Origin of the sequence: Mycobacterium sp. 5-140-3-2, assembly GCF_035666375.1 — a bacterium.
Taxonomy (GTDB): Bacteria; Actinomycetota; Actinomycetes; order Mycobacteriales; family Mycobacteriaceae; genus Mycobacterium; species Mycobacterium intracellulare.
On the sequence record NZ_CP142025.1, the window covers coordinates 2,118,072 to 2,140,015 of the forward strand.

The 21,944-nt window shown below is 63.8% G+C and carries 18 protein-coding genes, 1 tRNA gene and 2 pseudogenes; 14 read left to right on the top strand and 7 right to left on the bottom strand.

The genetic code is table 11. The annotated features are described in order from the left end of the window. Positions 1 to 36 precede the first annotated feature (36 nt). The 7 genes from P6281_RS10085 to P6281_RS10115 all read left to right on the top strand — a co-directional run bounded on the left by P6281_RS10085 (position 37) and on the right by P6281_RS10115 (position 5,694). A complete protein-coding gene (locus tag P6281_RS10085) occupies positions 37 to 903 on the top strand; it encodes a carboxymuconolactone decarboxylase family protein (RefSeq protein ID WP_036455100.1) in 867 nt (288 codons plus the stop codon). 438 nt (positions 904 to 1,341) lie between these two features. Continuing rightward, the gene (locus tag P6281_RS10090) at positions 1,342 to 1,740 is read left to right on the top strand and encodes a hypothetical protein (protein WP_009953104.1); all 399 of its coding nucleotides are present in this window, start codon (positions 1,342 to 1,344) and stop codon (positions 1,738 to 1,740) included. 325 nt (positions 1,741 to 2,065) lie between these two features. Beyond that, the gene (locus P6281_RS10095; RefSeq protein ID WP_014382319.1) at positions 2,066 to 2,485 is read left to right on the top strand and encodes a DUF732 domain-containing protein; all 420 of its coding nucleotides are present in this window, start codon (positions 2,066 to 2,068) and stop codon (positions 2,483 to 2,485) included. A gap of 130 nt (positions 2,486 to 2,615) precedes the next feature. Next, a tRNA-Ile gene (locus P6281_RS10100) sits at positions 2,616 to 2,689 on the top strand. A gap of 98 nt (positions 2,690 to 2,787) precedes the next feature. Continuing rightward, positions 2,788 to 4,068, top strand: coding sequence for a tyrosine-type recombinase/integrase (locus P6281_RS10105; RefSeq protein WP_324738840.1), 1,281 nt, complete (start codon positions 2,788 to 2,790; stop codon positions 4,066 to 4,068). A 192-nt stretch (positions 4,069 to 4,260) separates the two neighbouring features. Continuing rightward, entirely contained in the window at positions 4,261 to 4,452 is a 192-nt protein-coding gene (locus P6281_RS10110) for a helix-turn-helix domain-containing protein (RefSeq protein WP_324738841.1), read from the top strand. 82 nt (positions 4,453 to 4,534) lie between these two features. Continuing rightward, positions 4,535 to 5,694 (top strand): IS3 family transposase gene (locus P6281_RS10115; RefSeq protein WP_085978335.1). Its coding sequence is split into 2 segments (ribosomal slippage): positions 4,535 to 4,826 and positions 4,826 to 5,694, totalling 1,161 coding nucleotides; the frame shifts between segments, so codons are not numbered across the junction. A 451-nt stretch (positions 5,695 to 6,145) separates the two neighbouring features. Here P6281_RS10115 and P6281_RS10120 read toward each other — a convergent pair. The 4 genes and pseudogenes from P6281_RS10120 to P6281_RS10135 form a co-directional block, all read right to left on the bottom strand. After that, positions 6,146 to 6,580 (bottom strand): annotated as a pseudogene (locus P6281_RS10120) (integrase core domain-containing protein); the annotation flags it as partial. After that, the gene (locus P6281_RS10125; RefSeq protein WP_046187329.1) at positions 6,561 to 7,796 is read right to left on the bottom strand and encodes an IS256 family transposase; all 1,236 of its coding nucleotides are present in this window, start codon (positions 7,794 to 7,796) and stop codon (positions 6,561 to 6,563) included. The pseudogene P6281_RS10120 and the gene P6281_RS10125, both read right to left, overlap by 20 nt. A gap of 128 nt (positions 7,797 to 7,924) precedes the next feature. Then, positions 7,925 to 8,493 (bottom strand): annotated as a pseudogene (locus P6281_RS10130) (transposase); the annotation flags it as partial. 62 nt (positions 8,494 to 8,555) lie between these two features. After that, entirely contained in the window at positions 8,556 to 9,248 is a 693-nt protein-coding gene (locus P6281_RS10135; RefSeq protein WP_324738842.1) for a hypothetical protein, read from the bottom strand. Between the two features lie 221 nt (positions 9,249 to 9,469). On the opposite strand from P6281_RS10135, the gene P6281_RS10140 reads away from it, so the two are divergent. From P6281_RS10140 to P6281_RS10150, 3 genes are all read left to right on the top strand, one after another. Continuing rightward, entirely contained in the window at positions 9,470 to 10,831 is a 1,362-nt protein-coding gene (locus P6281_RS10140; protein ID WP_324738709.1) for a Mu transposase domain-containing protein, read from the top strand. Continuing rightward, a complete protein-coding gene (istB, locus tag P6281_RS10145) occupies positions 10,828 to 11,679 on the top strand; it encodes an IS21-like element helper ATPase IstB (RefSeq protein ID WP_324738710.1) in 852 nt (283 codons plus the stop codon). Before P6281_RS10140 ends, istB begins: the two co-directional genes overlap by 4 nt. Positions 11,680 to 11,956: 277 nt before the next feature. Beyond that, on the top strand, positions 11,957 to 13,411 hold the full coding sequence (locus P6281_RS10150; protein WP_324738843.1) for a hypothetical protein: 1,455 nt from the start codon (positions 11,957 to 11,959) through the stop codon (positions 13,409 to 13,411). Positions 13,412 to 13,656: 245 nt separating this feature from the next. Here P6281_RS10150 and P6281_RS10155 read toward each other — a convergent pair whose 3' ends face one another. Then, the gene (locus P6281_RS10155; protein ID WP_036455106.1) at positions 13,657 to 14,808 is read right to left on the bottom strand and encodes an alpha/beta fold hydrolase; all 1,152 of its coding nucleotides are present in this window, start codon (positions 14,806 to 14,808) and stop codon (positions 13,657 to 13,659) included. 120 nt (positions 14,809 to 14,928) lie between these two features. Here P6281_RS10155 and P6281_RS10160 point away from each other — a divergent pair, with 120 nt between their 5' ends. After that, positions 14,929 to 17,475, top strand: coding sequence for an excinuclease ABC subunit UvrA (locus P6281_RS10160; RefSeq protein ID WP_201407401.1), 2,547 nt, complete (start codon positions 14,929 to 14,931; stop codon positions 17,473 to 17,475). A gap of 160 nt (positions 17,476 to 17,635) precedes the next feature. Here P6281_RS10160 and P6281_RS10165 read toward each other — a convergent pair whose 3' ends face one another. Continuing rightward, positions 17,636 to 17,812, bottom strand: a complete 177-nt coding sequence (locus tag P6281_RS10165; RefSeq protein WP_201359284.1) for a 5'-phosphate oxidase — start codon at positions 17,810 to 17,812, stop codon at positions 17,636 to 17,638. A 170-nt stretch (positions 17,813 to 17,982) separates the two neighbouring features. Here P6281_RS10165 and P6281_RS10170 point away from each other — a divergent pair, with 170 nt between their 5' ends. From P6281_RS10170 to P6281_RS10180, 3 genes are all read left to right on the top strand, one after another. Next, the gene (locus P6281_RS10170; protein WP_029385664.1) at positions 17,983 to 19,455 is read left to right on the top strand and encodes a putative alpha/beta hydrolase; all 1,473 of its coding nucleotides are present in this window, start codon (positions 17,983 to 17,985) and stop codon (positions 19,453 to 19,455) included. Positions 19,456 to 19,470: 15 nt separating this feature from the next. Beyond that, positions 19,471 to 20,010, top strand: coding sequence for a hypothetical protein (locus P6281_RS10175; protein WP_041784937.1), 540 nt, complete (start codon positions 19,471 to 19,473; stop codon positions 20,008 to 20,010). 74 nt (positions 20,011 to 20,084) lie between these two features. Continuing rightward, positions 20,085 to 20,372 (top strand): hypothetical protein, encoded by a 288-nt coding sequence (locus tag P6281_RS10180; RefSeq protein ID WP_014384425.1) that lies wholly within the window; start codon positions 20,085 to 20,087, stop codon positions 20,370 to 20,372. 109 nt (positions 20,373 to 20,481) lie between these two features. Here P6281_RS10180 and P6281_RS10185 read toward each other — a convergent pair whose 3' ends face one another. Continuing rightward, positions 20,482 to 21,888, bottom strand: coding sequence for an aldehyde dehydrogenase family protein (locus P6281_RS10185; RefSeq protein WP_014379848.1), 1,407 nt, complete (start codon positions 21,886 to 21,888; stop codon positions 20,482 to 20,484). Positions 21,889 to 21,944 lie beyond the last annotated feature (56 nt).

The window sequence follows — 21,944 nt, forward strand, 5'->3', positions numbered from 1 at the left end:
TTGCCGCCGGGCGACACGCGCTCTAGCGTGTGACGAATGGCGGCCCCGGTTTCGGTTCGAGAAGACCAGCTCACGCGCCTGGTGGCGCTGTTTCCCGCGGCGCCCGCCGACGCGCGCATCGCGGCGTTGATCCGGCGGGTGTGCGCGCAGACGGTGTCCCTTCCGCCGCTGCCCTCGGCCGTCGAGGTGGGCGAGCCGGAATCCGACGCCGAGGCGGCCGTCGTCGACTTCGCCGAACAATTCAGCGCCGACGTCGCGGCGATCACCGCCGAGCAACGGTCCCGGTTGTCGAAACACCTCGGGGACCGCACCTTTGGGGTCGTCGTGCAGATGTACATCGCCGACTTCGTCCCGCGGGTGCGGGCCGGGCTGGAAGCGCTCGGGGTCGGCCCGCAGTACCTGGGCTGGGCGGCCGGACCGATCAATTGGGATCACACCACCGACCCGTCGGATCTGGTGTTCAACGACTTTTTAATCGCCGTGGCGCGAATGCGTGCGCTGGACCCGGTCACCTCCGAACTGGTGCGGTTGCGGGGCGCGGCGCAACACAATTGCCGGCTGTGCAACTCGCTACGCGAGGGCGGCGCGCTCGACGCCGGCGGTTCGGAAACGCTGTACGAGGAGATCGAGCGGTTCGAATCGTCGGGTTTGCTCGACGACCGCGCAAAAGCAGCGCTGCGCTATGCGGATGGGTTAATTTGGACCCCTGCGCACCTCGCCGCCGACGATGCCGCCGAGGTGCGCTCCCGCTTCTCCGAGGCGGAATCCGTCGAGCTCACCTTCGACATCATGCGCAATGCCAGCAACAAAGTCGCCGTGTCATTGGGCGCCGACGCCCCACGCGTCGAGAGCGGCACCGAGCGGTATCTGATCGACGCCGAGGGGCACACGGTATTTAGCTGACCGCGGCCGGTGTTAACCCGGTAGTCGATTGCCGCCCGCCGTTTAGCTGCGGGCACCGCGACGCCCGGCGGCAGGGCTCTGCGACGTTTGCGCCGCGACGTGGCCGGCGGGTGAGCCAGGAGCTCATCCGGGCGCGAGGGCACGAAATGTTAACCATTCGTACATCGACGCGCAAGCGTGCGTTTTCGCTGTGTGCGGGGGTCGTTGGATAACTTAAGCCCCGTCGCCGACACTGAAATGACCACTGAGACGTGACGGTAGCGAAATGGCAGCGTGGCCCCAGCCGGGTGGCCATGGGACGTACGTCATGAGCCGTCATGCCGATGGATTTCCCGGTTCGTTGTTTGCAGCATTCGTAGCTTGGGTTTGCGTCGGAGCCAATCGAGTTCCTGCGCAGAGGGAGGTTCGAACATGACAAGCACCCGTACCCGCTCGCGCATGCGGGTGTCGTCGGTCTGGGCTGCCGGTGTCGCGCTGGGGGCCTCGATGTTCGGCGGAGCGGTGCTTTCAGCGCCCGTGGCTTCGGCGACGTGCGACTTGAGCCCTGCGGATGACCAATACATCAACCTGCTCGCGCAGAACAACATGGTGCACACCGCCGAGTACAGCGACTGTCATGAGGCCGCCGAGGGCCGGTGGTTCGCCAACCAGGTGAAGAGCTCGTCCGATCCGTTCGGTCGGGCCAAAGAACTCGTCAACATGGTGACCAACACGACGCCGCTCAAGGCCGACAAAGCCGAGTGGGAAGTCGAGTCGGCGATCTATGTGTACGCGCCGGAAGTGATCCCGAAGATCAAGGACCAGGCCGCCAAGCAAAACTGGCCGACGGAGTCTTGATCCCCCGGGCCCGCGTCTGCCCTGCCTAACGAATATCGAACGGCCGCAACGGCTTTGAATTTCATCCGCTGTATTTGATGTTGTCAGCTAATTGAATAGCGGCACATTAAACCGCTGACGGCGATGCCGGAAGCCGCCGTGCCGGTGGAGAAGCTCGTCGATCCCTGAGCGGAGCGGTCGCTCAAATAGCTTCTCGCGCTAGTGTTTTCAACCTTCTTTGTTCATCCATTGTTTGTACTCCCGCCGTTTGTCGTGCTCTCTGTCCGTGTACCCATTGGTGTGCGACAGGTGGATCAGCAAATATCTACGCGAAGGAGTTCGAAAGATGACCATCAGACGTACACGCTCGCGCGGGCAGCTGCTGGCGTTGGGGGCGGCCGGCGCCGTCGTGGCGACGTCGATGCTGGGCGGAGCGCTGCTGTCGGCGCCGCAGGCAGCGGCCGCCTGCAATATGACCCCGAAGGACGACCAGTACATCAACCTGCTTGCGCAGAACAAGATGATCCACTCCGCCGAGTTCAACGACTGCAACATGACCGCCGAGGGCCGCTGGTTCGCCGACCAGGTCCGCAGCGCTGACAATCCGTTGGCCGCCGGGAAACGGCTCGTGAACATGGTGACCAACACGACCCCGCTGAAGCCGGAGCAGGCTGAGTGGGAGGTCGAGTCCGCGATCTTCGTCTACGCGCCGGAAATGATCCCCGCGATCAAGGGACAGGCGGCACAGGCGTCGTCGCCCGCCTGAGTGCGTTTTGTCGATGGGCGCCACCGCGACGTGGCGCCCATCGCTGTGTGACCTGCCATGTGGGCGCCTGCCGCCCGACGGACACTGACTCCGGTCTTCGGCTACGGTTTCCTACGGAACTACCCCGTCGGGGGCGGTAGCTCAGTTGGTTAGAGCCGCGGACTCATAATCCGTTGGTCGCGGGTTCGAGCCCCGCCCGCCCCACCGAATTAAGCATTTCAAAGCCTGTGCGGGGCTGTCTAGCCAACGCACCAGTGATCGCCAGTCCGCAGACAGTCCGCAGTAGGTTTTATGCTTGGGCCGTGGTCGTTAAGCGGAGTGTGCGTGTAGGCGTTGAAGATCGTTGGCACCGAGATCCACGACGTGGCGAGGAAGTCAGTTGGCCGGCGGATGGCATCGACGGTCCGGTCTGGTGCGTCGATTCGAAACACACGAAGACTCCCGGCGCGCTCGTTTGCACGGCGCGCCACGGCATCGGTAAGCGGTGGCTTTCGCGCTGGGTCGATAACAAAGGCAGGGAACAGAGCAAGTCATTCGTGCGCCGTGCCGATGCGCAGAAGCATGCCGAAGGCATCGCAACCGCGCTTAACACCGGCACTTATGCAGACCCCCGGCGGTCCACGATGACGTTCGCCACCGTCGCAGAAGAGTGGTTCGACGGCAAGCGCGGGGCACTCGAACCGAAGACCGTTGCCGGGAACAGGAGCTTGCTAGATGTGGTGGTTCTGCCGAAGTGGGCCGATACGCCCCTCCGCGACATCCAGCACCCAGACATACAAGATTGGGTGAACTGGCTGCGAGAGAGTCCTGATGCCCGAACACGTCCGGCGAGGTCCCACGATGATGACGATGACGAACCAAAGGGCTTGTCCGCCGCTCGCGTGATACACGCTTTCCAGGTTGTGGACCAAGTGCTTAACTACGCGATCCGTTCGCGGTACATCGCGGTTAATCCCGCCGATGGCGTTCACCTACCGCGCAAGGCTTCGCGTCGGGATAAAGCCTTAAGTCACGAACAAATCAGGTCGCTTGCCGACGCTGCGGGCGAGCTATCCACGGTTGTTTACGTGCTCGGCTACGGCGGGATGCGTTACGGAGAGCTGGCCGCGCTGCGAGTCAACAACGTTCAAGTGGGCCGCTCTCGGCTTTGGATAGCCCGCTCAATCACTCACGTCAGCGGCGTCGGGGACCGGGAAGGGCCGACAAAGACTCACCAGGAGCGATGGGTAACACTTCCCCGTTTCGTTATGGACAAGGTGGCCGACACGATTCGGGGCCACGATGAGTCAGAGTTCGTCTTTGCCCGCCAGGACGGCGAGGCGATGCCTCTCGACTACTTCCGTTGGCGGTTCGACAAAGCTTGTGCCGCAGCCGAGCTGGTTAATGTGACGCCAAAGACGTTGCGACACACAGCAGGATCGCTCGCTCTCGCCGCTGGCGCCACGATAGTCACGGTCTCCAAATTGATGGGCCATAAGGATGTCACAACGACGATGAACATCTATGCCCATGAGCTGCCTGATGACTTTGACAACCTGGCCTCCGCGATGGATAGCGCGGCTCGCAAGGCAGCCGGGGGCTAGGTCACGGTTTGGTAACGCCAGCGTGGCTAGATCGGGGCATCGAACATGCGTTCGGTACAGTCTCAAACTGTTAGGCGCGAGAAGTGATGAAAACCCCGACAGCTCAGAGATATCAACCACGTAAGGACAGTTGCCAGCGCCTAGCTCGTTGTTGAACCGCGCGGTTAGCGCATGTCCTTGAGGGGGTTTGGTATGTCTTCTGATCTGCTGACGCTTGAGCAATTCGCGGCGATGGTGAACACGCCGCTCAACAGCGTCCGATTCTGGCGTCAGATCGGGTACGGTCCGAGGTTCGCGCGCATTGGTCGCCGGGTCATGGTTCGTCGTGCGGATGCTGAGGCGTGGATTCAGGCGCAATTTGACGTCGCAGACGGCGCTGCGTAGGCGGGGCGGCGATGAGGGTCTGCCCCCGGTTTGGTTGACTCCTGACCTGTGAGGATTCGTCCTTGCTGGAAGGATCAACCTCGTGCCGAGACCGTTTCCCGCCGAGTTCCGAGCCGATGTCATCGCTGTGGCCCGCAAGGGTGAGGCGCCGTTGCGCCAGATCGCGAAGGACTTCGGGATTTCGGAGGCCTGCCTGCATCGCTGGCTTAAGATCGCCGACCGCGAGGACGGTGCCAACCGGCTGTCGCCTGCGGCGGTCTCTGAGGATGTGTCGGCGCAGCTGCGCGAGGCGCATAAGCGGATCAAGCTCCTCGAGCAGGAGGCTGAAGTGATGCGTCGCGCGGTCGGCTACTTGTCCCGGGATGCCAACCCAAAATGATGTACCCGCTGGTCCTCGACCTTGCCGATGACGGCGTGCCCGTCACGGTGACCTGCCGGGTCCTGGGATTTTCCACCCAGGCGTTCTACAAATGGCGCAAAGCACCTCTATCGCAGCGAGATTGGGATGATGCGCACCTGATCAACGCCGCCCGCGACATCCATGCCGACGACCCCGCATTCGGCTACCGATTCATCGCCGACGAACTTCCCGGACGCGGTATCTTCGCCAGCGAGAACCGTGTCGCACGGTTGTGTTCCCAGGAGCGCATCTGGTCGGTCTTCGCCAAGAAGCGAGGACTGAACCGCAGATCCGGGCCGCCAGTTCACGACGACCTCGTGCAGCGTCAGTTCAGCGCCCAGGCCGCCAACCAGGTCTGGCTGGCCGACATCACCGAACACCGCACCGATGAAGGCAAGCTCTACCTCTGCGCGATCAAAGACGTCTATTCCAACCGGATCGTGGGTTACTCGATGGACTCGCGGATGAAGTCCTCGCTGGCAGTGGCCGCCCTCGATCACGCCGTGGCGTTGCGTTCACCTGCCGCGACGATCGTTCATTCGGACAGGGGTAGCCAATTTCGCTCACGAAAGTTCGTCCATGCACTGTCGCACAACGGATTACACGGATCGATGGGTCGTGTCGGCGCGTGCGGTGACAACGCTGCCATGGAGTCGTTCTTCGCCCTTCTGCAACGCAACGTGCTCGACCGGCGACGCTGGTCCACCCGAGCCGAACTACGCCTGGCGATCGTGTCGTGGATCGAGCGGACCTACCACCGACGCCGCCGGCAACGCGCACTCGGCAGACTCACCCCGATAGAGTTCGAACTGCTCCACACACAAGCCGCAACCGCGGCCTGAAAATCCCACCCCGCGAGTCAACTGAATGCGGGGCAGTCCCCTCGTCGCTTCGGGCGTGGCATATTTCGGCATCCGGAAGAGCAATGTAACGAGCGAAGCCGCGATCACCGCCGCTGACAACCGCGAGATGACGAAGTGGCGCCGAGAGACGCTGTTGAGACTTGCCTCGGACGCGAATGTTGCCGCAGTCGAGTTATCGATAACCATGCGAAATGCGCGAGATAGGAAGTCGACCGAGACGGTCGATCCAAGTGACTTGGACACTTTGCGTAGCTCAATCAAGTTACTGCGAGACCTCGCCGACCACCTGTTGCTTATTGGCGCGACTCGTCTGAGCACGCTCGGCTCAGCGGTATTCGAGGCATCGCGGGCGGTAGTGGAGGCCTACGTCGAGATCAGTAGGGCGAAAGGCCAGATGGCGGTGAGGGGGACCCGATTGGTGGTCCAGTCGCTATGCGGCTTGGGGTTGGTGGGTCGTGGTCCACTGTAGAGCGAACTCGGCTGGGGTGAGTTCGCCGTGGGCGGAGTGGGGTCTGTTGGCGTTGTAGTCGCAGCGCCAGTCTTCGATGATTACGCGGGCTTCCAGCACCGAGTCGAAGCGCCAAGAGTTGAGCAGTTCGTCGCGTAGCCTGCCGTTGAACGATTCGATCCAGGCGTTCTGCCACGGCGAGCCGGGATCGATGAAAAGTGAACCGGCGCTGTTGAATCGGCACCAATCGTGCACGGCGTGCGCCACGAATTCGGGACCGTTGTCGAAGCGCACGTAGTGCGGCGCCCCGTGTTGCACAACCAGGCGGTCCAGGACATCGACGGAGCCTGTCACGAATTTTGTGTAAGTCAGAGGTGATTTGACTACGAATTGTAGTCTAACACAACGGAATTCGTCCCGGGAACAGTCTGGCGAGTGTGTTCAATGCCACAGTCCAGTTGTACGTTCCGGTGCCCGAGAATCCTCCTCTGTCGCTGGAGATGTTGCGCAATCCGAGATACAGCAACTTCATCGCGGCGTCCTTGTCGGGGAAATGGCCGCGGTTTTTGGTGATCTTGCGCAGCTGGAAGTTGATCGACTCGATGGCGTTGGTGGTGTAAACGATCTTGCGCAGCTCCACCGGATAATCCAGGAACGGCACGAACTCTGGCCAGGCGTTGCGCCAAACGTCGATTGCCCCAGGATATTGGGCCCCGTAGGCGGTGTCGAACTCTTTGAGCGCGAGCTCGGCGGCCTCGGTGGTCGACGCGCCATAGATCGCGCGCATCGAGGTCGCGACCTTCTTGCGGTCCTTGTAGGACACGAAGCGCATGGCGTTGCGGATGACGTGCACCACGCAGGTCTGCACCACGGTGTCGGGAAAGGTCGAGCGGATCGCATCAGGCAGCCCGGTCAGCCCGTCGCAGCAGGCGATCAGGATGTCGCGCACCCCGCGGTTGCGCAGGTCGATGACGACTTTCTGCCAGAATTTGGCGCCCTCGGAGTCTTGGATCCAGACCCCCAGGGCGTGTTTGCGGCCCTCCAGATCCACCCCGATGGCCAGATAGGCCACCTTGGTCGTGACCACCCCGTTGTCCTTGATGCGCAACCGCAGCCCGTCGATGTAGAGGATGGGATAGACCTCATCGAGCGGGCGGGACTGCCAGGCCTTGATCTCATCGACCACGACGTCGGTGACATTAGAGATCAGCTCGCGCGACACGGCAGCCCCGTACACCTCCTGCAGATGGGCTTCAATGTCGCGGGTGGTCATCCCGCGCGAATACAGCGACAACACAACGGAATTGATGTTATTGAGTCGGCGGGTCTTCTTGGGCACGATCGCCGGCTCGAACGATCCGTTGCGGTCGCGCGGCACGGAGATATCCACTGGACCGTTGACCGTGGACACCGTCTTCGAGCTGAACCCGTTGCGCGAATTGCCCGACCCGCGCCCGGCCAGATCCCCGGACTCATAGCCCAGATGATGAGTCATCTCGGTCTGCAGCGAGCGCTCCAGCACCGCCTTAGTCAACTCATTGAGCAAACCGTCCGCGCCGTCGATCGGAGTGCCCGACTTCACCGCATCCTTGATCAGCGAATCCAGCGTCTCCGCCGAAAACGTCTCGGCCAGCCGCCGCGCCGCCGACTTCTCCTCAGCCGACGACTGCGTGGTCTTCGTCACAAAACACTCCTTCTGTCCGCCCCAACGGCGGTCCGATCTTGGACCACCCCGGACTTACACAGATGGAATGACACGCCCACCCGCAGGCCCTCCTCCCGCCACAACCGGCGGATGCGCTTGTTGTTGACCAGCCAGCCCGCCCTGCGGGCCATCTTGGCTGCCCGTCGCCACCCCCAGCGCGGCCGGTCAGTGGAGAACCGGCGCAACCAGGCACGCAACTCGGCCTCCTCCGCTGTGATCGGCGGTGGCGTCAGGCGCATCGTGGAACGGTGCAGGCCCACCACCGCGCAGGCGCGGCGTTCAGATACCCCGAACCGGTCGCGCAGCACTTTAACGGCGCTGCGCTTGCGGTTCGGGGTCAGAAGTTTCCCGCCGAGATCTCCTTGAGCATGTCGATATCGAGAGCCTGGTTGGCGACCAGCCTCTTCAACCGGGCGTTCTCGGCCTCGAGTTCCTTGAGTCGTTTGGCCTCATTGGCCTTCATACCGCCGTACTGGGCAAGCCAGCGATGCCACGTCGACTCAGCGATCTCCAGGTGTCGGCACACCTCGCTGAGTTCCTGGCCGGCCCCGAGGTGCTTGTTGCCCTCGGCCAGCTTGCGGATGATCTGATCCGGCGTATGCCGCCGGCGCTTGTTCGACGCCATGTCGTTGTTTGATTCTTCCTTGCCCGAACACCGGGCAACAGAGTCCCACAACGACTGGACCACTACGACGGGCTCACCTCACCTGTGCGTCCCCTTGCGTCGATGAGAAATAGCGGGTATTCGATGTCGCGATAAATGTGCAAGAGCGCGGGTTCAGAAGCGATGATGCCGTTGCTCCACAGTGGAAGCTCGAAACTTCCCCTTAGGCCGTATGGATAGCCGACGACTGCAACTTGTTGGCTGACCCAAAGCTTGGAGGTCGGGTCGGACGCCGGTGCTGCTTCGTCCCAGGCGTCTATGAGAAGGTCTTCCCGATCCGTAGGCAAATTGAAAGGCATAGCTGCCACGTCGATGCTGCGGCCAAACCGGGGATGCTCTCTCCAAATCGGCTTCCATGAGTCATCGACGAGGTTGATCAGATATTGGTGGGCCGGTACTTGAAAGCCTGTTTTGTAGACCTGCGTTGGTGTGGTGGCGCGGAAGCTCACGGCGACATGCGTTGGCGCGACAGGGTAGGCGCTGTGCAGGTACTCATCTGTTTCCCAGTGCTTGCCTGAAAAGTTATGACGAGCCGTAACGAGATAAATTTGTTCATCGACCCTGTAGAGGAACCCAGTTCCTCTGGCAAGCGTGAACAGGTCGCTGTCCTTCGTGGCTTTGCGTCCGTCGGGCGAGTAGAGCATTTCGATATACACCACACGCAGCGACTCTGGCGGAAACATCGCTATGGGTAGCAGGGAACCGGCGTCAGTCATGTTGCTCAAGCCTACGAGGCTTGGCATGAAGTGATCAGGTCCGAAGGGGTGGGGGGTCACCCCTGATGGCTGCATGGCCCGCCTGACCGCGCTCGCTGAAATTCCCCACTGACGCTCATTGAAATTCCCCACCCGTGTGGCTCCGCCGAGAAGGGCGGGCCTCCTTCGATGCTGCTGGTGTCTGACGCCTGCAGCACTGCCCGAAGGAGGCCCGCTTTCTCATGCTCACATGGGAGGACGATGTGGAAGTACATGCCCTGGCCAAGCGTGGTTGGACGATCTCGGCGATCGCCCGCCACACCGGCTTCGACCGCAAGACGGTCCGCAAGTATCTGGCCGGTGACGGCACGCCGGGAGTGCGTGCCCGCCCGGGCCCGGACCCTTTTGACCCATTCGTCGACTACGTCACCGCGCGGCTGACCGAGGACCCGCATCTGTGGGCCCGCACCCTGCTCGACGAATTGGAGGACCTGGGGTTCGGGTTGTCGTATCAGAGCCTGACTCGCAACATCCGGGCCCGGAATCTGCGCCCGGTCTGTGAGGCGTGCCGGACTGTGACGCAACGGCCGAACGCGGTGATCCAGCACCCGCCGGGTGAGGAAACCCAATGGGACTGGCTGGAATTGCCCGATCCGCCGGCATCGTGGGGCTGGGGCAAGACCGCGCACCTGTTGGTCGGCTCGCTGGCGCATTCCGGTAAGTGGCGCGGCTTCCTGGCACCGAGCGAGGATCAGCCGCACCTGGTCGCCGGCCTGGACCGCATCACCCGTGGCGTGGGCGGGTGCACCCGGGTGTGGCGCTTCGACCGGATGGCCACGGTCTGTGACCCCGGCAGCGGCCGGGTGACCGCGTCGTTTGCCGGGGTGGCCAAGCACTACGGAGTGGCGGTGGCGATCTGCCCGGCCCGGCGCGGTAACCGCAAGGGCGTGGTGGAGAAGGTCAACCACACCGCTGCCCAACGCTGGTGGCGCACCTTGGCCGACGAAGCCACCCCTGAGCAGGCTCAGGTGAGCCTGGATCGGTTCGCCCGCGTGCGGGGTGACACCCGACTGCGGGCCACCGCCAACGGCCGCTCCTCAGTCGCCGTGGTGGCCAAAACCGAGCCCCTGTCCTCGGTGCCGGCGCTGGCCTATCCAGTGATCGTCGCCGAGGCCCGCACCGCATCGAGGCAGGCGATGGTGTCCTACCGCGGCAATCGCTACTCGGTGCCCCCGGAACTGGCCGCCGCCCAGGTCGTGGTCAGCCATCCAGTCGGAGGTGACTTCCTCGATATCGCCACCACGGGCGGGATCGTGATCGCTCGGCATCGTATGGCCGCTGACGGGTTGGGGGTGATGGTGCGTGACAGCGGTCATGTCATCGCGCTGGACGCCGCCGCGATGGCCACCGCGGCGACCGGTCGCCCGCACCGCCGCAAGGAACGCATCCCACCGGGCCCGGCGGCCAAAGCCGCTGCCGCACAACTACTCCAGATCAAACACGCCGACAGCTCCGTGCATCAATCCTCAATTCCGTCAACCGTTTCCACCGTCATCGACCTGTCCGTCTACGAGCGGGCAGCCCAGAACAGGACCCTCCAATGACCTCCACACCCCGCACCCCCAAGACCGCCACTACGACCACGGAGTCGCCGTCGGCGGCGGCGTCCCGGTATCAGCAGCTGCGCTCACACCTGGCCGAACTCAAACTCGCCGCGGCCGCCGAAGCCCTACCCGCGGTGCTCGACCAGGCCACCGCCGAGGGACTGTCGCTGACCGTCGCGTTGGAGCGGCTGCTTGCCGTCGAGGTCGAGGCCAGCACTGCCCGACGGTTGGCGGGCCGGCTGCGGTTCGCCTGCCTGCCCACCCCGGCCACCCTCACCGACTTCGACGTCGATGCCGCCGCCGGCATCGACCGCAAGCTCATCGACGAGCTGGGCACCTGCCGCTACCTGGAAACCGCGACCAACATCCTGCTCATCGGACCACCAGGCACCGGCAAAACTCACCTCTCGGTCGGGTTGGCCCGGGCTGCAGCACATGCCGGCTACCGGACCTACTTCACCACCGCCGCCGATCTGGCCGCCCGCTGCCACCGCGCCGCGATCGAGGGCCGCTGGGCCACCACCATGCGGTTCTACGCCGGTCCCACCTTGCTGGTGATCGATGAACTGGGGTATCTACCGTTGCCCGCCGAGGCCGCTTCGGCGTTGTTTCAGGTTGTCTCCCAACGGTATTTGAAAACCAGCATCGTCATCACGACCAATCGCGGGGTGGGAGCCTGGGGTGAGATCCTCGGCGACACCACCGTCGCGGCTGCCATGCTCGACCGCCTGCTGCACCGCTCCGTGGTCATCAACCTCGACGGCGAGTCCTACCGGCTACGTGACCACCAGGCCGCCGCCGAAACCCTGCGCCGAACCACCACCGGCACCCGCCAACCACTACACTGACCGCTGCTCACAGGTGGGGAATTTCAACGAGCACACCTGGGGACATTCGATGAGCGCGATCACGCCTTGAACAGCCAGCGCCTTCTCTCTCTCTGGCAAAGTAGCCACGCGGACTCCGGCTTCCCGCTGACTTGCCGCATTGACTACTAACGTTTATCGCATGCAGGTGTCAGGCCCACTCCGACAAGGTGAAGTGCCAGATTGGTGGCATCGGTCGACAATACGGGCTGAGAAGAAACGGGCACTTGAACGCGCGGTAAACCGTGATAGCGCCTTCATGAGAGAAAACGACAGGATTCGGCTCGGACCTGGGGAGCGCGTAAAGCTAGCCGCTACAGTGCTGGTTGAATGCTTTACGCCTTCCAACATTGCCGGCCTGTTTAGCGCAATTGATTTGTGGCCGATTCAGCCTTCCGAATATCGCGAAGGCTTGAAGCGAGATATTCGTGACTGGCGCAATTCTCAGTACGGCGGCGCTTGGAGCCATGTTGCTAACCTGGCGCGGCCAGGAGTCCAGCTCTTCGACGCATCCAGGGATTCTACGATCGCGAAGCCAATAAAAGCCGTCGAGCTGATCCTGATGAGCGCCGCTCCGTCGCTTACTTTGCTCGTCGCGATCTTCTACCCGGACGAGGATGAGTTCGATCTCTCTGATCGCTTGCGGGATGACTTCGCGATGCGTGTGGACACGTCACGCTTCACCGTCAGAGGGCGTTTCGCAAGACTAAGAGCACTGAACCCTTGGTCTCGCGCGAAGTCGGCTTCCTACGCGATCAACTTCTCCGTTCCATCCCACTTGCAGCGCGAGTGGTGCAGGGAGAAGTTCGATGAGTTCGACGCTTACTGCTGGCACTGGCTTAGCAAGAGAGCATTCGGCAAGTTCGCAGAGTTGCCCCCTGACCAACGCCCGTCCGTTCGTGTAATTTTCACTGAGGATATTGAGCCATTTGGGCCAATCGACGATGAGCCGGTCGTAATCTCCGCTGGTAAGCCCTTGAGTGAGCGCGACAAAGAGCGGATGAACCGTCGGCGTGGGCCTCTTGAGGCGCTCGGCTTGAACGGGGCCGATCATGTTTGGACATCGCCGCAGCGAGATGGCTTTTACTTTTCAATGGAGCGCGACGGGTCGCCCAAGAGCTCAATCCAGAACGGCATCATTTCAGCGCAAAGGTCTGCTGCTCAACGCTTAATTGACGGCGAAGGCGAATATTCTGACAACGCCATAATAAGCAACATAGCCCGAGACTTTCCTGACATTTTCAGAGTCTGGGCGACTGAGCAATTACTGGCTAAATACAAGGACGATGTTTCGGCGGTCCGTGATTCGAGTGTCGCTCCCCAGACCGCTTTGCGGACCGCACAACGTCTCTATGGATTTCTAACTTCTGACGGTCACGACGCTGCGGTCGTAGCCAAGGACGTTATTCGGATCGCTTCGACCGACTTCACTTACTCACACCTGCCGGTCTTCGCGGACTTGAACGAGATGAGGTTTCAAGAGCTCCAAGAGGATGGCGACGCGGGTCAGATTCGCACGCTGCCGCAGCACTATCGCGAGGCTCTGCGCGAGAACGCTGAGATCGTTGCCGCCGAACTGGAACTCACTACGCGGTCGATTGAGACATCGGCTCAACTATTGCAAGCGGTAAGCGCGATCCGACTCCAATGGGCTTCGCTTGTGGTCGCGGTCATCGCCGCAGCCATCGCTTTAATCGCCATCCTGTTGACCTAGTGACGTGCTGACGCCAAGAGGTGTTCCTGCGGGACCAGTCCGCAGACAGTCCGCACGGCGCTCACCAAGAGAAACTTCTAATCGTCATTCTCCATCTATCAAAGTCGTTGTGAGAGAGAGCCTTAACCTCATTAGCCGTCATCCGCCATGAACTGCCAGTAATTGCCAACGTCCAGGTCAGGCGTTCTCATAATCCGTTGGTCGCGGGTTCGAGCCCCGCCCGCCCCACTCAGTTCCGCCGGTAGCTATTCGTGGTGCTCCGGCTCGATCCGGGTACTCTGCCGGATCAGCGATCGCGCCTGATGCAGGTGCTTGGCCGCCCACCGGCGATACGTCCGTCGAGCCCAGGACAGCCGCTCCTGCGAGCGCTCCGTACGGCGCACCAGCTCGAGGTCGACATGGTCAAGCTCCTCGGCTCCGATTTCGATTCGGTCGCGACCGTGGATGAACTGCAACACCAGCGCATCGGGGTCCAGCAATTCGCGCTCCCACGCCTCGTGGTCATCGAGGTCGGCGATGCCCATCGTGTCGGCGGCGTCGCGAAGCACCTCGCCCAATTCGCCATCGAGCAGTTGGCGAAACGCATCGGCGCCCTGGCGCGGATTGGCGATCATCCACGAGTGATACGCGTCCGGCACCCTGTACAGCGTCGCGTCGGCCTCGTTGGCGATTTCGCGCGCGTGCGGGAACGGCACGATCATGTCTTTTTCGGCGTGCACCACCATCGTGGGCATCCCTTCGTCGCGCATGGTGTGCAGCATCGGCGTGTAATCACCGGACTCGACGATGGCCCTGATCGTCCGGACGGCTGCGAGTGGATCACGCAGGTTGGGCACCGCCACCGCGGCCAGCACGCGGAAGTATCCGAGTTGCTCGCTGGGTGAGAGCTGCGTCGGGTCGCCCAGTGTGTCGCGGACAGCGGTGTAGGCCGCGCCCAACGCCTTGGTTGGGGACCTCACCAATTTTGGGATGGTCGTGTCGAACCGCGCTCCGGCCGCCGGGTCGAACAGCACGGCGGCGAGTACCCGCTCAGGCGCGCGTGCGGCCAGCTGGATGGTCATTCGCCCGCCCATCGAATGGCCGACGAACAACGCCTGTCCGATGCCAAGGGCGTCCAGCGTGCGCAACACCGAATCGGCGCGATCGGTGAAGCCGCACGCGTTGCTGGGCAGTCGCCCGGTATCTCCGTGACCGGCGGCATCGACGGCGACGACCAGAAATCCCATTCCGGCGATCCGGCTGAGCATCCGCAGATAGGCCTTCCGACTCAGCAGGAGCCCGTGCATGAACAACAACGGCACTCCGCGGCCGCCGACTGAAAGCCCGATCCGCCGCCCGTCATCGAGTTCCACGACGTGATGGCTCAGGCGGATCCGGCTTGGTGATGTTTCCGTCATCGCCACGGCGGAATTCCCGGCCGGCGGGGGGTCAAAACGGATTGCCGACAGGCCCTCGCTGGTCGCTGCCGGGGAGCGCAGGCTTGTGCGGCCGCCACCGGGGGTACTCGGCTGAGCAAGATGACGCAAATCCCGTATCGACGCACCGACGAAATCGATCCTTCTGTGCGCGTTTACGGGGCGCGGGTGCACAATCTGCGGGGTGTCGACGTCGTCGCGCCGCGTGACGCGCTGGTCGCGTTCACCGGCATCTCCGGATCCGGCAAATCGTCGCTAGCCTTCGGGACCATCTATGCCGAGGCCCAGCGCCGCTACTTCGAATCGGTCGCTCCGTACGCCCGCCGCCTGCTATTGCCAACCGGCGCGCCAAAGGTCGATGACATCACCGGGCTACCGCCTGCCGTTGCACTGCAGCAGCGCAGGGGTTCGGCGACATCGCGGTCGACGGTCGGCACCGTCACCACCCTGTCGAACTTGTTGAGGATGCTGTTCTCCCGCGCCGGGACCTACCCGCGGGGGGCTACGGAACGACTGGACTCCGATGCGTTCTCGCCGAATACCGCGGTGGGGGCGTGCCCCGAATGTCACGGGCTGGGACGAATCCATCGGGTGACCGAAGAGACACTGGTGCCAGACCCCTCGCTGACCATCCGCGAAGGCGCCGTCGCCGCATGGCCCGGCGCGTGGCAGGGCCAAAACCTCCGCGACATCCTCGTCACGCTGGGCTACGACATCGACAAGCCATGGCGGAAACTGCCTAAGCGGCAACGCAATTGGATTCTGTTCACCGAGGAGCAACCGACCGTCGAAATCGATCCGAGCCAGCACCCCGTGCAAGCCGATTATTACTACAACGGCACGTTTTCCAGCGCCGAACGCCATGTCCGCCACACGTTGGCCAACTCCCATAGCGCGATGATGCGCCGCCGCGTACTGCAATTCGTCGACACCGTCGAATGCCCGGTATGCGACGGCTCTGGGTTGCGGCCGGAGGCGTTGCGGGTGACCTTCGCCGGCCGCACCATCGCCGACTACACGGCCATGCCTCTGGGCGACCTCGCGAACACGTTGCGCCCGACGGCTTCTCGGACCGACGCCGCCGCCGCGTACGAGTCCATGACATCCGGCGAGCTGACGGAAGTGGCGACCATGATCGCCGCCGACCTGGTCGCACGCCTGCAGGTACTCATTGATCTCGGCCTCGGCTATCTCACGCTCAGTCGCCGGACCCCGACCGTGTCACCCGGCGAACTGCAGCGGTTGCGGCTGGCCACCCAACTGCGCGCCGGCTTGTTCGGCGTGCTCTACGTGTTAGACGAACCGTCGGCCGGCCTGCACCCGGCCGACGCCGAGCCGCTGCTCGAGGTGCTCGATCGCCTGCGGCGCGCGGGCAATTCGTTATTCGTGGTCGAGCACGACATGGACGTCGTGCGCCGTGCCGACTGGATCGTCGACGTTGGGCCCGGGGCCGGAGAACTCGGTGGGGGCGTGCTCTACAGCGGGCCGGTGTCCGGCCTCGCCGACATCGAGGGGTCCGTCACTCGTCACTACCTTTTCGACGGTACCCGGCCGCCGCGTCGACAACCACGTACGCCGTCCGGGCAGCTGCGGATGCGCGGGATCTGCTTCCATAATTTGAAAGACCTCGACGTGGACCTGCCCCTCGGCGTGTACACCGCGGTCACCGGGGTGTCCGGTTCCGGCAAGTCGACACTCGTCGTCAAGGTCCTCGGCGATGTCGTCCACAGCCAGCTCGGCACCGGACGAGCGGTCGAGCCTGCCGAACCCGACGACGACGAAACCGACAGCGGGATAGTCGATCTCGATCATGACGCGAGTATCGGTGTGACGGCAGAGGGGGCCGAAAACATCAACCGGCTGGTATCGGTCGACCAGCGTGCGATCGGACGCACGCCGCGCTCGACGCTGGCGACCTACACCGGCTTGTTTGACGCCGTGCGCCGTGAATTCGCCGCGACCCCGAAGGCGCGCCGCCGCGGTTGGACGGCGGGCAGGTTCTCGTTCAACGTGGCCGACGGTCGCTGCCCCACCTGTCAGGGGGAGGGTTTCGTGTCGGTCGAATTATTGTTCCTGCCAGGCACATACGCCACCTGCCCGGCGTGTCAAGGAGCGCGGTACTCCGACGAGACACTCGAGGTTCGCTATCGCGACCGTACGATCGCCGATGTCCTCGCGATGACCGTCGATGAGGCTTCGGAGTTTCTTGCCGACGTCGCCAGCGCGGCGCGCAGCCTGACCACGCTGCAAGAGGTCGGGCTCGGATACCTCCGTCTCGGACAGCCCGCCACCGAGCTGTCGGGCGGCGAGGCACAGCGGATCAAGCTCGCGGCCGAACTGCAGCGACCCCGGCGCGGGCACACCCTCTACGTCCTCGACGAGCCGACCACCGGGCTGCACCCCGCCGATGTGGATCTGCTCGATCGTCAACTGCACCGCCTGGTCGACGCGGGCAACACCGTGGTGGTGGCCGAGCACTACATGCGGATGGTCGCGGGTGCAGATTGGGTGATCGACTTGGGACCGGGAGCCGGCAGCGATGGCGGCCGGGTCGTCGCGGCGGGGCCACCTGAGCAGGTGGCACGGGCCAAACAAAGCCGCACGGCGCCGTACCTGGCGAAGCGGTTGGCGCCGTCTGGCACCCAGTGAAGACGTTGTCTCACCGCGGGCTCGGCGCGGCGGGTGATCCTGGACGCCCGTAGCGAGTTGAGCGTGGAATCGGCGGCGTCGCCAAACTTTGAATGCCCCAAGAAGGGGATCTTCTCTCCGACAAGGAGTCCGACACGAAGCAGCGGGCGACCGACATCGCCTAGCCCCAGTGCGGCGGCACCTCGCTACCCGGGCAGTCCGCATACCGGCAGTTGACGTCCCGCACCCGCCTGCCGGTGACTTTGCCGTTGTTGTCGTAGCTGTATTCGACCGTGGCCTCCGCCGAGCGCCGGCAGTGCGGGCAGACTTCCATTTCGGTTTTGAAGCGCGCCATCATGTCCTCCTGGTCACAATGCTATTGAAGCGCGTCCCTCGCCACGTGTCCCCGATTAGCTCCGCGCCGAGCGCACTGAAGTGAATTGCAGCGCCTTTTCGGGTGGAATAGGGGGTCAGGGGAACCAGCGGAGGTAGCGTCAAAGCTGGTCAAAAGCACAAATGGGCGGGGCGATGCAGCTGAACTGGTTGAGCGTTGCCGATCTGATCGCCCAGGCCGGCGGCGATCCCTGGGCGGTCAATCGCAGTTTGCAGGCCGGTAACCCCTTTCAGATCTCCCAATTGGCGGAGGCCTTCCACGCGGCGGGCCGGTGCTCCACCGCCGCCCAAGAGGAGTTCGAGCAGGCCCGCAAGCGCTTCGATCAGGCCTGGAACCACCAGAACGGCGACCATCCGATCAACGGCTCAGAAGAAGTGCAGCGGCTGACCAAATCGCTTCGCCTGCAGACCGACCAGTTGCCCAAGATCGCCGCGGACCTGGAAAACATCGCCGCCATGCTGGCCGCCGCGCAAAAAGAGGGCTCCGCGGAGATCGCCACGCTGGAACGACAACTGCAGTTGCTGGACAAACTGATCGGCGCGGCCACCAAGGATCTGCAAGACCCCACCCTCGATGCGAAGAGCCGCCGGGCGCTCGAGACCTTGATCAAGGACGCCAAAGCCGACGCCGCCGATGACACGCGGGACGCCCTCAAGCAGATGAACTCGATCCGCGACACCTACACGAAATCGCTGCGTGAGGCACAGGCGAACGGACACCTCACCCCGCAGGATGCTGCCGCGGTCGCCGAGTTCAAGCCGGCGGGCTTCGGGGACGGGCAAGACGCTCCGCCCAGCGACCCCAGGATCACCGGACCGGCCGGCCCGCCCCAACACGAGCAAAACACGTACGACCTGCAAGACCAGTTCCAAGACGGCCAGGGCCCCACCTTTGGCGGCGACCCCCGAGACGGTTTTCCGCGCAGCCCGGCATCGGAGCTCGCGCAAGGGCCGCCGGGCACCCGCCCGCTGCCGACGGGGACCGCGCTGGGGCCCGACGGCCATCGCTACGCGTTTTTCAGCCACCCGGATGGGTCCGTGACGCCCGGGTTCAACGAATTCGCGACCAACGGGTCGGTCTGGGATTACACCGATCCCACCCATCCCGTGAAAGTCGGTGAGCTGCCGGGGATTTACCAGGCCAGCGGCGTTTACGATCCCGCCACCAACCAGATGGTGATCGTCGGCAACACCAGCAACCGGGTAGGCGACACCACCCGCGGCATGTGGGTGTCGGGACCCATCGATCCGGCCAAACCCAACAGCTGGATCAACAACTTGCAGCGCGTCGGCACCGTCAGCCTCCCCGGCGATCGTGAAAGCCAACTGGTCTCGCTCAAAGGTGGTGGATTCATGCTCGTCGGCGCGACCAATGGCGGCCCCGTGCAGGGCATCACCGCCGCCACACCGCAAGGGCTGATGGGGGCGACACCCCAAACGCTGGTGGCCCCCAACCAGCTTCCGACCGTCTACGGCCCCACCATCACGGGCACGACGCTCGACCCCGCGACCGGCCTTGAGACGATTCAGCTTCGAGTGAGCACCTGGCCGCCCGGGCCGACCTATGATCCCAACACGTGGACGACAACCTTTGGCGTCCAACACTAGGAAGGGGGACACCACATGCTGAGCAGGGTGACCCTAGCGGTGATCACCGCGAGCGTTGCGGTCCTGAGCCTGGCATGTTCCCGCAACGCCCCCGGCGTCGCGACGGCCACGCCGCCGCCGAAATTTCCCGATCTGAACGCATTTCAAGCGGTCGACGCCGCGCCCTATACCGCCGCGGCCCGCGCCGGCGGCGCGGCCTATTTCGCGACACCCGATGGGCTGCAGTGCATCCTCCCCAACCCGCCCAAGCCGGGCGATCACGTCAGCGCCAGCTGCGATGGGCCACTGCCTGGTCTGCCGGACAACGCCCCCGTCGGCAGCGACGGCTGCTCGGTGGTCGCCTCGCCGTCATCGCTTCCGACAGACCTCAACCCGTACAGCTTTCAAAAGGGCACCGGCTGCCCGATCATCACCTCGCCGCTGCTCAACGTCGGCCAAAAGCTCACCAAAGGCGACATCACATGCGTCGTGGGCGCTGACCGCCTGACCGCCTGCATCGATCCAATCCTCAACCGTGGCTTCGTACTTCAGTCCGCCGGCTCGTGGACGTTCTAACCCGCCGCCGTCCCCCGCGATCGAGGCGGATGTGCTGGCGGCAAAATCCACGTAAGATTGTCGGCGTGAGTCGCATGCGCGGGTTGACGTTGGCAGCGGTGCTTAGTGCCGCCGCCGTTGTCTTCGCGCCCGGCGCGGACGCCGACCCCGGGTCGCCCTCGTACAACCAAGGCAAACAGGCCATCGATGAGCAGATTCAGCACTATCACGTGCAGCTGAATGCTGACACCGATTGGAACCAGTACTGCCAGAGGGTCCTTCAGAGCGATCTGAAAAGCGGGAAGATCGCTCAAGTGGACTCGGCGCCTGACTTCATTGCCGGATGCACCGACGAGGGCCGTGCCCTCGTAGCGTCCCACTGAAAGCCGCTGTAGCCCAAAGTCTCCGGGATGGCCCGGGCGTAACGCCACGGCGAAAAATCGGCAATAGTTCCACCGTGGCGTTACGCGCGCGGCCGCCCGGGGCAGCAGGTTACAGACCGATGTAGACCGCCTTGGTGTTGAAGTAGGCCTCGATGCCCTTGCGGCCGCGCTCGCCGCCCCACCCGGACTGCTTGTGGCCGCTGATCGGCATCGACGGGTCGGCCGCGAGTGAGGAGTTCACCCAAACCTGGCCCGCCCGAAGCTCATTCACCATCCGGTGGGCGCGGGAGAGGTTCTCGGTCCAGATGGACCCGGCCAGCCCGTAGTGCGTGTCGTTCGCGGCGGCGATTACCTCGTCCTCGTCGTCGAACGGGATCACACAGCCGACCGGCCCGAAAATCTCCTCCTTGATGAGCCGCATGTCGGGCGTGGTGTTGGTGATGATTGTCGCCTCGTAGAAGTAGCCCTTGCGGTCCATCGGCTTGCCGCCGGTGATGATTTGCGCGCCGCCGGCCACGCCGTCATTGACGATGCCTTCTACCCGTTTGCGCTGCTTGTCGCTGATCAGCGGGCCCAACACCGAGTCGGGATCCTCGCTGCCACCCATCGGCAGCATCTGGGCGAACTCCGCCAGCCGCTGCACGACGTCGTCGTAGATGCCGCGCTGGACGTAGATGCGCGACGTGCACGAGCAGTTCTGCCCCGAACCGGCGAGCAGGCCCATGCCCGCCCCCAAGATCGCCTTGTCGAGGTTGGCGTCGTCGAACATGATCAGCGGGGACTTGCCGCCGAGCTCGAGCGTCAGCCGCTTGAGGTTGCCGGCGGCCGCCTTGACGATCAGCCGCCCGACCTCCGTCGACCCCGTGAACGAGATCTTGTCGACGTCGGGGTGCGCGGTGAGCGCGGCGCCCGTGGTCTCGCCGTAGCCGGTGATGACGTTCAGGACGCCGTCGGGCAGGCCCGCCTCGCGGAAGATCTCCTCGAGCTTCAGCGCGGTCAATGGCGTCTCCTCGGCGGGCTTGAGGACGGCGCTGCAGCCGGCCGCGAGGGCGGGCGCGACCTTGAGCATCGCGACGAAAAACGGGCCGTTCCAAGGGATGATGAGGCCGACGACGCCGACCGGCTCGAGCTGGGTGAAGGTGTGGTAGGTCTCCCAGGTGCCCAGCAGGCCGTCGGACACCAGATTGGCCGACTCACCGTGGATCTTGCCGACCCAGCCGGCGTAGTACTTCAGCATGTCGACCGACACCGGGATGATGTGCCGCGCGGCCGTCAGGTTCATGCCGTTGTCTTGGCCTTCGAGCGCGGCGAGCTCGTCGGTGCGCTCCTCGATGATGCGCGCCGCGCGGAAGAGGACATTGGCCCGGTGCGACGCCGGCGCCTTGCGCCACACGCCCGACTCGAAGGTCTCACGCGCGCGGGCCACCGCCGCGTCGACGGCCGCCTGGTCGGAGTCGGGGACCTCGGTGATCAGCTCCTCGGTGGACGGGTTGAAGACCTTAATGGCGTTACTCACGGTTCTCAGTGGCCTTTCGCTCGCGAGAATGCTGTCGTTGCGCGACAGAGGTTACG

Excerpts from the sequence above, each read along its gene's own strand:
- P6281_RS10085 (WP_036455100.1), top strand. The coding sequence starts at position 37 with ATGGCGGCCCCGGTTTCGGTTCGAGAAGACCAGCTCACGCGCCTGGTG.
- P6281_RS10090 (WP_009953104.1), top strand. The coding sequence starts at position 1,342 with ATGCGGGTGTCGTCGGTCTGGGCTGCCGGTGTCGCGCTGGGGGCCTCG.
- P6281_RS10095 (WP_014382319.1), top strand. The coding sequence starts at position 2,066 with ATGACCATCAGACGTACACGCTCGCGCGGGCAGCTGCTGGCGTTGGGG.
- P6281_RS10110 (WP_324738841.1), top strand. The coding sequence starts at position 4,261 with ATGTCTTCTGATCTGCTGACGCTTGAGCAATTCGCGGCGATGGTGAAC.
- P6281_RS10135 (WP_324738842.1), bottom strand. The coding sequence starts at position 9,248 with ATGACTGACGCCGGTTCCCTGCTACCCATAGCGATGTTTCCGCCAGAG.
- P6281_RS10140 (WP_324738709.1), top strand. The coding sequence starts at position 9,470 with ATGCTCACATGGGAGGACGATGTGGAAGTACATGCCCTGGCCAAGCGT.
- istB (WP_324738710.1), top strand. The coding sequence starts at position 10,828 with ATGACCTCCACACCCCGCACCCCCAAGACCGCCACTACGACCACGGAG.
- P6281_RS10150 (WP_324738843.1), top strand. The coding sequence starts at position 11,957 with ATGAGAGAAAACGACAGGATTCGGCTCGGACCTGGGGAGCGCGTAAAG.
- P6281_RS10155 (WP_036455106.1), bottom strand. The coding sequence starts at position 14,808 with ATGACGGAAACATCACCAAGCCGGATCCGCCTGAGCCATCACGTCGTG.
- P6281_RS10160 (WP_201407401.1), top strand. The coding sequence starts at position 14,929 with ATGACGCAAATCCCGTATCGACGCACCGACGAAATCGATCCTTCTGTG.
- P6281_RS10165 (WP_201359284.1), bottom strand. The coding sequence starts at position 17,812 with ATGATGGCGCGCTTCAAAACCGAAATGGAAGTCTGCCCGCACTGCCGG.
- P6281_RS10170 (WP_029385664.1), top strand. The coding sequence starts at position 17,983 with ATGCAGCTGAACTGGTTGAGCGTTGCCGATCTGATCGCCCAGGCCGGC.
- P6281_RS10175 (WP_041784937.1), top strand. The coding sequence starts at position 19,471 with ATGCTGAGCAGGGTGACCCTAGCGGTGATCACCGCGAGCGTTGCGGTC.
- P6281_RS10180 (WP_014384425.1), top strand. The coding sequence starts at position 20,085 with ATGCGCGGGTTGACGTTGGCAGCGGTGCTTAGTGCCGCCGCCGTTGTC.